This window comes from Geoalkalibacter sp. (genome assembly GCF_030604225.1).
Taxonomy (GTDB): domain Bacteria; phylum Desulfobacterota; class Desulfuromonadia; order Desulfuromonadales; family Geoalkalibacteraceae; genus Geoalkalibacter.
In genome coordinates this window covers 1-9,530 of sequence record NZ_JAUVWH010000121.1, presented here as the reverse complement: position 1 = coordinate 9,530, position 9,530 = coordinate 1, and the positions used below count along the sequence as shown (strand labels likewise).

The 9,530-nt window shown below is 63.6% G+C and carries 12 protein-coding genes and 1 pseudogene; 2 read left to right on the top strand and 11 right to left on the bottom strand.

The features are described from left to right. The 6 genes and pseudogenes from QAT43_RS12205 to QAT43_RS12180 all read right to left on the bottom strand — a co-directional run. Positions 1–202 (bottom strand): annotated as a pseudogene (locus QAT43_RS12205) (methylenetetrahydrofolate reductase C-terminal domain-containing protein); the annotation flags it as partial. Positions 203–402: 200 nt separating this feature from the next. After that, entirely contained in the window at positions 403–1,254 is an 852-nt protein-coding gene (gene folD, locus QAT43_RS12200; protein WP_305043358.1) for a bifunctional methylenetetrahydrofolate dehydrogenase/methenyltetrahydrofolate cyclohydrolase FolD, read from the bottom strand. A 180-nt stretch (positions 1,255–1,434) separates the two neighbouring features. Continuing rightward, positions 1,435–1,689 carry an FmdB family zinc ribbon protein gene (locus tag QAT43_RS12195; protein ID WP_305043357.1) on the bottom strand — a complete coding sequence of 85 codons (255 nt, stop codon included), beginning with the start codon at positions 1,687–1,689 and terminating at the stop codon, positions 1,435–1,437. Between the two features lie 108 nt (positions 1,690–1,797). Next, entirely contained in the window at positions 1,798–2,091 is a 294-nt protein-coding gene (locus QAT43_RS12190; RefSeq protein WP_305043356.1) for a DUF167 domain-containing protein, read from the bottom strand. Next, entirely contained in the window at positions 2,088–2,639 is a 552-nt protein-coding gene (locus QAT43_RS12185) for a DivIVA domain-containing protein (RefSeq protein WP_305043355.1), read from the bottom strand. The genes QAT43_RS12190 and QAT43_RS12185 overlap by 4 nt, the downstream gene beginning before the upstream one ends. A 15-nt stretch (positions 2,640–2,654) precedes the next feature. Further along, positions 2,655–2,951, bottom strand: a complete 297-nt coding sequence (locus tag QAT43_RS12180; protein WP_305043354.1) for a YggT family protein — start codon at positions 2,949–2,951, stop codon at positions 2,655–2,657. Positions 2,952–3,173: 222 nt separating this feature from the next. Here QAT43_RS12180 and QAT43_RS12175 point away from each other — a divergent pair, with 222 nt between their 5' ends. Next, a complete protein-coding gene (locus QAT43_RS12175; protein ID WP_305043353.1) occupies positions 3,174–4,244 on the top strand; it encodes a 3-deoxy-7-phosphoheptulonate synthase in 1,071 nt (356 codons plus the stop codon). Between the two features lie 60 nt (positions 4,245–4,304). On the opposite strand, the gene lhgO is transcribed toward QAT43_RS12175, so the two are convergent. Continuing rightward, positions 4,305–5,513 carry an L-2-hydroxyglutarate oxidase gene (gene lhgO / locus QAT43_RS12170; protein ID WP_305043352.1) on the bottom strand — a complete coding sequence of 403 codons (1,209 nt, stop codon included), beginning with the start codon at positions 5,511–5,513 and terminating at the stop codon, positions 4,305–4,307. Positions 5,514–5,719: 206 nt separating this feature from the next. Between lhgO and QAT43_RS12165 the strand changes: the two genes are divergently transcribed. After that, on the top strand, positions 5,720–6,643 hold the full coding sequence (locus tag QAT43_RS12165) for a diguanylate cyclase (protein WP_305043351.1): 924 nt from the start codon (positions 5,720–5,722) through the stop codon (positions 6,641–6,643). Between the two features lie 13 nt (positions 6,644–6,656). Here the strand turns inward: QAT43_RS12165 and QAT43_RS12160 are convergent, their stop codons facing one another. From QAT43_RS12160 to QAT43_RS12145, 4 genes are all read right to left on the bottom strand, one after another. Next, positions 6,657–7,307: a DUF3047 domain-containing protein gene (locus QAT43_RS12160; protein WP_305043350.1), complete on the bottom strand. Its 651-nt coding sequence runs from the start codon at positions 7,305–7,307 to the stop codon at positions 6,657–6,659. A gap of 13 nt (positions 7,308–7,320) precedes the next feature. Continuing rightward, positions 7,321–7,614: a hypothetical protein gene (locus QAT43_RS12155; RefSeq protein ID WP_305043349.1), complete on the bottom strand. Its 294-nt coding sequence runs from the start codon at positions 7,612–7,614 to the stop codon at positions 7,321–7,323. Between the two features lie 72 nt (positions 7,615–7,686). Continuing rightward, complete coding sequence (locus tag QAT43_RS12150) at positions 7,687–9,219, bottom strand: 4Fe-4S binding protein (RefSeq protein WP_305043348.1); 1,533 nt, start codon at positions 9,217–9,219, stop codon at positions 7,687–7,689. Positions 9,220–9,221: 2 nt separating this feature from the next. Further along, a partial coding sequence (locus QAT43_RS12145) for a DUF362 domain-containing protein (protein WP_305043347.1) occupies positions 9,222–9,530 on the bottom strand: 309 nt, incomplete at its 5' end.

Genomic DNA, 9,530 nt, shown 5'->3' with positions numbered 1-9,530 from the left:
TGTGGCAGGCCTCCTCGATCACCAGGCTGCCCGTCACCTCGCGCTGGTGCAGCGCCAACCATTCCTGCATCTGGAAGAGTTCGTCCTCGCCGCCGGCCTTGCAGGCCGTGGCGCAGGCGCCGCAGCCGACCAGGAACAGCTTGTGCTTGCCGTCGAGATGACGCAGCAGGTCGCGTTTGTCCTTTTGTCGGCTGATGATCATGCAGGTCTTGCCCCCCAAAAAAATGGAATCGATTCAGCACCCATGCCCGTCTGCACGGCAGGACGCGGCGGTTGAGCGCCGCGGCAAATGCCTGAGCCGCAGGCGAGTTTTTGCCGCAAGCGATGCCGTCGCGTCCTGCCGTGCCTGCTGCACAGCTAAAAAAAACGCCGGCGCGCATGCAGCGGACCGGCGGATTTGTCTCAGCGACGAGCGCGGCGCTGGGCACTTTCCAGAGTGTTCTGCAGAAGCATGGCGATGGTCATGGGGCCGACTCCGCCCGGTACCGGGGTAATGGCACCGGCGCGTTGGGCGGCCGCTTCGTACTCCACGTCGCCCACCAGCTTTTTCTCGCCCACGCGATTGATGCCGACGTCGATGACCACGGCCCCCTCCTTGATCCAGTCGCCCTTGACCATTTCCGGACGGCCGACGGCGGCGATCACCACATCGGCGGCGCGCACCTTGGCGGCCAGATCCCGGGTGCGGGAATGGCACAGGGTCACCGTGGCGTGCTTGGCCAGGCACATGAGCGCCACCGGCTTGCCGACGATGTTGGAACGCCCCACCACCACCACGTCCTTGCCGGTGAGGTCGGCGCCGACGTGCTCGAGCATCTTCATGATGCCGTAGGGGGTACAGGGCTGAAACAGGGGATTGCCGGTAGCCAGGCGCCCGACGTTGTAGGGATGAAAGCCGTCGACATCCTTGAGGGGCGAGATGGCTTCGAGTACCCGGGTTTCATTGATATGGCCGGGCAGGGGCAGCTGCACGAGGATGCCGTCGATGCGTTCATCCCGGTTGAGCTGGTCGATGAGGGCGAGAAGCTGGGCTTCGCTGGTGTCCGCGGAGAGCTTGTGCTCGTCGGAAAAGATGCCCGCTTCGGCGCAGGCCTTTTCCTTCATGCTCACATAAACGCGGCTGGCCGGATCCTCTCCCACCAGCACCACGGCCAGACCGGGCGTCACACCGCTTTTTTTCAGTTCCGCCGTTTCGGCCTTGATCTGTTCGCGAATGCCGGCGGCAATCGCCTTTCCATCGATTATCCGTGCCACGTCGGGCTACCTCCTTGAAATCGTTCAATCCCACCGACGCGCCAGGCTCGACGGCCCGCCGGAAAATGCAACTATACGCAAGCCCCCACGGAATGTAAAGGCGCCGCGACGGCAGGCTCGGCCACAACAAAAAAGGGACGCCTCAGCGTCCCCTTGAAGATGAAATGACTCTCTTTGACTTTATTCGTTGGCGGCCTTGGGACAGCCGCCGCAACCGCCGCCGCTGCTCGCGGCGCAGGCCGCGGGCTGGCCGGCATTGCCGTAGCCCTGCTGATACCAGCCGCCGCCCTTGAGGGAAAAGGCGGTCTGGGAAATCAGCTTGGCGACATCCCCGGCACCGCAGTGCTTGCAGGCTTGCACCGGCGGATCGGAAAATTTCTGCCGGGCCTCGAAAACCTCGCCACAGGCCTTGCACTGATATTCATAGATGGGCATGGGAAAAAACCTCCATTTATTGCTACGGTTCACAAGTCTGCGGGTAATGTAATGTCTCCCCCCGGAATTTGTCAAGGCGGGGGGCGGCAAAAAAATCGCGGGGGAAAATCAAACGCCGCCCAGGGCGTGACGCGCCTCGGCGAGGGACAGGCCGCGCAGCAGCAGGCGCTTGTGGCGGGAGCGTGCCCCACCGAGCAACTCCACCCGCGACTTGGGCAGGCCGCAGAGCTTGGCGAGGAATTCACAACAGAGCTGGTTGGCGGCGCCTTCCACCGGCGGCGAGGTGAGGCGCAGACGCAGTTCCCCGCCTTGCAGTCCGGCTATTTCATTGCGGCAGGCGCGTGGCTGGACATGCACGGCGAGGACGACGCCCTCGGCGGTTTCCGTGAGCACGGGACTCATGGCTCCTCGTCCAAGACCTCGTCCTCGGCCAGCAGATCGGAAAAATCCTCCAAACCCTCGGGATTTTCCAACAGGCCCTCGCTCCGCGGGCCGGGGGGCAGGGTCAGGGTGTCGAGACTGAGCAGGCGCAGGTGGCTTTCAATGAGGCTACGCAGGCCGGTTTCAAAGGCCACCTTCTGGCGCTTGGCCTCCTGGATCTCGCCGATCAACTGAAGGCGGCGTTTTTCCGCCTCGCCGACGATCTGCTCGCCGCGCACTCGGGCATCGGCGATGATGATCTCGGCTTCCTTGCGGGCGTTGGCACGCAGGTCGTCGGTGACCTTCTGGGCGGTCATGAGGGTTTCCTTGAGGGTCGCCTCGCGCTCGCGCATTTCCTCAAGGGTGGCGCGGGTGCGCGACAATTCCTCGCGCACCTCCTGGTACTGGCGATGCACGCGCTCCATCTCCTCGGCGACCAGTTCGAGAAAGCGGTCGACCCCGGATTTGTCATAGCCGAAAAGTTGGGATTTGAACTGGTGCTGCTGGATATCGATAGGCGTGATGGCCATGGAAAGACCCCTGGGTTACATGCCGAAGGCGATGCGATGGATGAGTGTGTTCAACAGGGTCATGACCAGATAAAGACCGAAGATCAGGGCCAGGGGCGAGAGGTCGAGCCCGCCGAACTGCAGCGGCAGCACCCGGCGAATGCGGTTGAGCACCGGGTCGGTGAGATTGTAGAGAAAGCGCACGATGGGATTGTAGGGATCGGGGCTCACCCAGGAAACGATGGCCCGGGCGATGACCACATAAATGTAGAGCTGGATGGCCAGGTTGACGATGCGGGCCGCGGCCACCAACAGGCTAGCAAACATATCCATGATCTCGACCTTTCACAATTTTGCGGAAATTGCTGAAATTAAATAGCTTCTTATACCGGAAGGGCGCCCGGCCTGTCAATCGTCGCGGCGTCTCGCCCAGGCCACTGCACGTTTGACAAAGATGCGGGCCATCGCGTAAAGTGCCCTATTCATAATTCAGCGCACTTTGCGGGTTTTTTCGACCCGCCCCCACAGTCGTGAACCCCAGGGGGAAGATTCGCCATGTTCCGCACCAGCAACCTCAAGGTCAAAGCTCTCACGCCCATAGTCTCGCCCCACGACCTCAAGCAGGTCTTTCCCCTCTCGGAGCGGGGCGCCGCGCATGTCACGGAGTTTCGCAGGCAGATCGTCGACATTCTCTACCACCGCGATCCGCGCCTGATGGTGGTGGTGGGGCCCTGCTCGATCCACGATCCGCGCGCCGCGCTGGATTACGCCGAGCGCCTCGCCCCCCTGCACCGTGAGCTGGCCGGCCAATTGTTCCTGGTGATGCGCGTCTATTTCGAGAAACCGCGCACCACCATCGGCTGGAAGGGGCTGATCAACGATCCCGACCTGAACGGCACCCATCAGATCTCCAAGGGCCTGGGCGTGGCGCGCGGCCTGCTGTGCGCCATTACCGAGCTGGGCCTGCCGGTGGCCGGGGAAATGCTCGACCCCATTACCCCCCACTATCTCGCCGACACCATCAGCTGGGGCGCCATCGGCGCGCGCACCACCGAATCCCAGACCCATCGCGAGATGGCCAGCGGCCTGTCCTTTCCCGTCGGTTTCAAGAACGGCACGGACGGCAACCTGCAGATCGCCATCGACGCCATGGGCGCCGCCCTGCATCCCCACAGCTTTCTCGGCATCAACAACGAGGGACGCAGCGCCATCGTGCAGACCACGGGCAATCCCGACGTGCACATCGTGCTGCGCGGCGGCAACGACAAGCCCAACTATTTTCCCGAGGACATTGTCAAAACCGAGCAGATGCTCGCCAAGGCCGGCCTCAACCAGGCGATCATGGTCGATTGCAGCCACGCCAACAGCTACAAGAACCACGAGCGCCAGGAAGAAGTGCTGGTCAACGTGGTCGGGCAGGTGGTTTCCGGCAACCGTTCCATCTGCGCCCTGATGATCGAGAGCAATCTCGGCGCGAGCAACCAGCCCATGGCCAAGAGCCTCGCCGAGCTCAAGTACGGGGTGTCCATCACCGACAAGTGCGTCGACTGGGAAACCACCGAGCGCATGTTGCGCCACGCCGCGGCGGAACTAAAGAAGCACGGCGGCCGCAAGCTGGTTGAATAACCGGCCGCCCGCGACGTTTGCCCCAGCTCACGCCCGGCCTCGCGCCGGGCGTTTTTCGTTTCAGCGGACCTGTTCCGCAAGGACCCGTTCGGCGAGGGCGGCGCCGATGGCCAGGGATGCCGTGGCCGCCGGCGACGGGGCGTTGAGCACGTGCACCATGCGCGGCGCCGAAAGGATGTGGAAATCATCGATCAGATCCCCCGCCCGGTCGACGGCCTGGGCCCGCACCCCGGCGCCGGGTTCGGCCAGATCCTCCAGGCGCAGCGCCGGCACCAGGCGTTGCAGATCGGCCAGAAACATGCGCGGTCTCAAGGAACGCCGATATTCCTGCACGCCCACCCGCCAAAAGCGCCTCGCCATCCGCCAGAAACCCGGATAAAGCAGCATTTCGCCGACATCGCGCAAGCTGATATTGGCGCGCCGGTAGCCTTCGCGCTTGAGGGCCAGCACCGCGTTGGGGCCGGCCTCGACCCGCCCGTCGATCATGCGCGTCAGGTGCACGCCAAGAAAAGGCATGGCCGGATCGGGCACCGGATAGATGAGGTTGCGCACCAAGGGAGCCGCCGCCGAGCGCAGGCGGAAATATTCCCCGCGAAAGGGAATGATTTTCAGCTCCGGCGCCAGGCCGCACAGCTGCGCCACCCGGTCGCTGAATAAGCCGCCGCAGTTGATGAGAAACCGGGCGCGCACCCGCCCGGCGGGCCCCGCCAGTTCGAAAACGCCGGTGACATCCCGAACCTGGCGGACCTCCCAGGCGGTGCGAATGTCGCCGCCGCCCCGCCGAACAAGAGCGGCCAGGGTTTCGGCCACCTGGACGAAGTCCACGATCCCCGTTTGCGGCACGTAAAGACCGCCCACCCCGACCACCCCGGGTTCATAGGTCCGCAGGTCATCCGCCCCCAGGCGCTTGATGTCCGCCAGTCCGTTGGCCAACCCGCGACGCTCCAACTCATCCAGACGCGGCAGTTCCTCCTCGCGTCCCGCCACCACCAACTTGCCGCACGCCTCGTGCGCCACACCGTGCTCGCGGCAAAAGGCATAGAGCTGCTCGCGGCCCCGGACGCAGTTCAGCGCCTTGAGGGAACCCGGGCGATAATACAGCCCACTGTGGATGACCCCGCTGTTGTGGCCGGTCTGGTGCGCGGCCAGGCGCGCTTCCTTCTCCAGCAGTACCAGGGAGGCATGGCCCCGCGCCACCAAGGTCCATGCCGTCGCCAGGCCGACGATGCCGCCGCCGATGACGGCGAAATCATAAGGATCCTTATCCATCGACTTACCTCGTCGCGCGCCGCGAGAACCCGCACGGCTTCAACGAAAGAAAAATTCCTGGCGAAAAAAACCAATTAATTTTATTTTCAATAAATTCCACACCCTTGGTATTTTCCCCAATCACCCCAAGTTTTTTTCTTTACAAAAATTGGGGACTCAAATAAAATTTAAACAAATTAATTTATTCTTCCGCACGAAAGCACTTCATGGAAAACGCCCTGCTCGTCATCGACGACTCCAAGGTCGGTCGCCAGCATATTCTGGACATCCTTCAGCAGACCTCCCTGTTCCGCCACTACCATGAAGCGGGCGACGGACTGGAAGGTTTCAAGAAGATCCTGGCCCAGCCCGTCGACGTGGTGCTGTGCGACGTGGACATGCCCGGCATCGACGGCTTCAAGTTTCTGGCGATGATCAAGACCCGCGAGGAACTGCGCGATATTCCGGTCATCATGCTGACCGGCAAGGAAAATCGCGAGGACAAGATCCGCGGCTTGGAACTGGGCGCCAGCGATTACGTGACCAAGCCCTTCGATCCGGGCGAACTGGTGGCGCGGGTCAAGGTCCAGCTCAAGATCAAGTCCCTGCAGGACAGCCTCAAGGAAAGCAACCAGTTGCTTCTGGAGTTGTCCAACACCGACCCCCTGACCAAGCTCTCCAATCGCCGCCACCTGATGGACACCCTGGCGCGCGAATTCAAGCGCAGCGATCGCGCCGGGATGCCCTTCGCGCTGATCATGGTGGACATCGATCATTTCAAGAAAATCAACGACACCTTCGGTCACCAGGCCGGCGACGAGGTACTGACCGACATGGCCAGTCTGCTGCGCCGCCATCTGCGCGAATACGACCTGGCGGCGCGCTACGGCGGCGAGGAATTCGCCCTGATACTGCCCGAAACGGAACTCGACCGCGCCCTCCACGTCGCCGAACGGGTGCGCAAGGAAGCCACCCAGCTGCGTTTCGGCGGCGAAATGATCGATCATCGGCTGACCGTGAGCCTCGGCGTGGCCTGCGCCCCCCATCCCCATGTCGGCTCGGTGGATGACCTGATCCGCCTCGCCGACGATGCCCTCTACAAGGCCAAGAACGAAGGACGAAACTGCATCCGCAGCATGGCCGACCTCTGAGAACAACCCTCACTCAACGCGCCGAAATCCAGAGATCCGCGTAGCAGGCCGCGGCTGTCTGCCCGGTGTTGTCCGTATCGGTCATCAGGGCAATGGCGCCGACCAGCGGCGGTTCCTCGCCGAAAATCCTGCGATAATCCTCCAGCACGTTGCGCCGCTCGCTCTGCCAGGTACCGACCTGGGCATCCCCGCTTTGCACCGCCAGCATCACCGCGCCGGAGAAAAAGGGATTGGGCACGAATTCGCCCTGGGGCAGACGATTGGCCCAGATGTAGTTGATGGAGCGGGTGCGCAACGGCAGCCAATGGGGGAAGATCACATAGACGCGCGCGGCATAGTCGTCGCCGCTTTTGCGCCGCTCATCGCCGCCGGGAATGATGTTGTCCACCCGCCAGCGCCAGCTCAGATAGGGATAATCCCGCAGGGAATAGGTTTTGGGAAAGATCAGCCCTGAGGCCGCCGCGTGGCTCTCCGCAAGCAGGCAATGTCCCGCGCCGTCGGCCACGACCTGATACTCGGTGCGCCCGCGAAAGGATTTTTCCTCCCACTGGGGGCGCAGCCCCTGGGCAAAATCATCGATCAGAATGCGCTCCGGCTTGTCGGCCAAGGCCGGTCCCGTCAGCAGCACCACGCACAACAGGTTCGCCAGCAGACCCCGGCCCATTCCCGCGCAGCCGCTAGAAGCGTTCCTTGATTTTGTCCCAGGCGCCCTTGAATTCGCCGAGGGCCTTGTCGAGGCCTTCGCGGACCTTATGCCAGGCATCATCGCCCGCCTTGTGCAACTCGGCCAAATGACCGCGCACATCCTCGCGCCGCGCCTTGAGCTCCTCGATCTGCCTTTCCAGCTTGAGCTGCATTTCCGCTCCGGCCTTCTTGGCGCGCGCCTTGAGCACATCGATCTGCGCATCCCACTCTTCGATCTGGGCTTCGATTTTCTTGCGGTAGGCGTCTTTCTTTTCGTTGGTTTCCATGGCCACTCCCGGGCAGAAGGTTTGCGTTACTGCCAAGGTATCGCAATCCCTGCGAATTGCAAGGCTCCCCGGTCAGGCCCAAGGATCATGGGGACGGCGGCTTTCGCCTTCGTTGGTGACGCGCACCGGACTGACGCCCGCCACCGGACAGCGGGTTTCGCAGATGCCGCAACCGATGCAGCGATTACGCACCACCCGCGGCAGCTTGATCAGCCGCTCCTCCTCGCCCACCCGCACGGGACGCACATCAAAGACGATGGCCTTCTCGCCCGTGGGGCAGTGTTCCTCGCACACCAGGCACTCCTCACCTCGGGCAAAGGGAATGCAGCGATTCTGGTCGAAGTAGGCGATGCCGATCACCGTCTTGTGCTTTTCCTCGAGGCTCAGCCGACGGATGGCGCCGGTGGGGCAGACCTGGCCGCAGAGGGTGCAATTGTACTCGCAGTAGCCGATGCGCGGCACCAGCACCGGCGTCCACAGGCCCAAGGGACCAGCATCGAGGAGCGCGGGATGCAGAGCGCCGCCGATGCACACCTTCATGCACTCGCCGCAGCGGATGCAGCGCCGCTGAAATTCACTTTCCTCAACCGCGCCCGGCGGCCGCAGCAGGTAGGAATGCCGCTGCCAGACCGCCGGTGTTCCCCCCGCCACGGGCGCCAGGACCAGCCCGGCGGTCAGGGAGGTCAGCACGCCGCGTCTTGACAGATCAACCCCCTGGCCGATTTTGGGCGAACCGAACCGCCGGCGCACCCGCCCCTGGGGACAGAACCCCTCGCAGTCCATGCACAGCAGGCATTCGCCGCCGCGATGACCGCGCCCCGCCACCGCGCCACCGCGACATTCGCGCAGACAGGCGCTGCAATCGGCACAGGGCGCCTCGGGCTCGCGGCGCAGCAGGGCGTGGCGGGCGCACAAACCCAGCAGGGCGCCCAGGGGACAGAGATTCTTGCACCAGAAACGCCGCTCGACTTTTTCCAGGGCAACGATGGCGAAAAACACCGCCAGGGTGAACACCGCCAGGGTGAAGGCCGGCGGATGAAAAGCCAGCAGATAGCTGTCGAAAAAGGGATAGACGGCATCGGCCAGGGGCGAGAGGACCGGCAGCTGCCGGTGATAAAACCACTCGAAGGCGTGGTTGGCCGTCAGGTTCCAGGCCGGGTAGAGACTCAGGGTGAGGGTGCGCAGGAAAATGGCGAGGGGATCGAACAGGCCGATGAGTTGCAGGCCCAGCAGCCCCGCGACCACCAGCAGGATGAGAAGATAATACTTGCAGCGTCGCCAGCCGGGCGCCGGCGTCTTCAAACCCCGCCCGACCAGTTTACCGAGACCGTCCAGGGTGGTGCCCAGGGGGCAGATCCAGCCACAGAAAAAGCGTCCCAGCACCAGGGTCAGCAGCAGCAGGAGCAGCGCCGGCCACAACAGGGCCCAACCAAAGGCGCCGGGCGCCAGGGCGTCGGCCAGAGCCGCCAGGGGATCGATGCGAAACAGCAGGCTGACGGGATAGACAAGGACGTCGGCGCCGCGATACTCGGTGAGCAGGAAAAGCAGGAGAAAAACGCCCAGGCAGAGCAGCTGAACGGCAATGCGCAGATGGCGAAGGCGCACGCTCAGACCCGTTGGATGCGCGCCGGATCGAGGGTCCCCAGGCCGCGCCGCGCCGCTTCGATGATCATCTCGATGTCCGTGGGCTTATGCCCGAACAGGCCACAGGCTTCGGCATCGGCGGCGACGATATCCGCCGAGGCGATGAGGGTATCGGTCTGCCGCACGTCCTCCAGGCGCCCACCCTGCGGGCCGTTGGCCACCAGGATGCGCACCGCGTCGATGAGGGTCAGGTCGGAATGCACCACGGTATTGATGTCGGCGAGTGACTCGGAGAGCCGCCGGTGCAGCACCCCGCGGTTGCCGCCGATCAC

Excerpts from the sequence above, each read along its gene's own strand:
- QAT43_RS12195 (WP_305043357.1), bottom strand. The coding sequence starts at position 1,689 with ATGCCCATCTATGAATATCAGTGCAAGGCCTGTGGCGAGGTTTTCGAG.
- QAT43_RS12190 (WP_305043356.1), bottom strand. The coding sequence starts at position 2,091 with ATGAGTCCCGTGCTCACGGAAACCGCCGAGGGCGTCGTCCTCGCCGTG.
- QAT43_RS12185 (WP_305043355.1), bottom strand. The coding sequence starts at position 2,639 with ATGGCCATCACGCCTATCGATATCCAGCAGCACCAGTTCAAATCCCAA.
- QAT43_RS12180 (WP_305043354.1), bottom strand. The coding sequence starts at position 2,951 with ATGGATATGTTTGCTAGCCTGTTGGTGGCCGCGGCCCGCATCGTCAAC.
- QAT43_RS12175 (WP_305043353.1), top strand. The coding sequence starts at position 3,174 with ATGTTCCGCACCAGCAACCTCAAGGTCAAAGCTCTCACGCCCATAGTC.
- lhgO (WP_305043352.1), bottom strand. The coding sequence starts at position 5,513 with ATGGATAAGGATCCTTATGATTTCGCCGTCATCGGCGGCGGCATCGTC.
- QAT43_RS12165 (WP_305043351.1), top strand. The coding sequence starts at position 5,720 with ATGGAAAACGCCCTGCTCGTCATCGACGACTCCAAGGTCGGTCGCCAG.
- QAT43_RS12160 (WP_305043350.1), bottom strand. The coding sequence starts at position 7,307 with ATGGGCCGGGGTCTGCTGGCGAACCTGTTGTGCGTGGTGCTGCTGACG.
- QAT43_RS12155 (WP_305043349.1), bottom strand. The coding sequence starts at position 7,614 with ATGGAAACCAACGAAAAGAAAGACGCCTACCGCAAGAAAATCGAAGCC.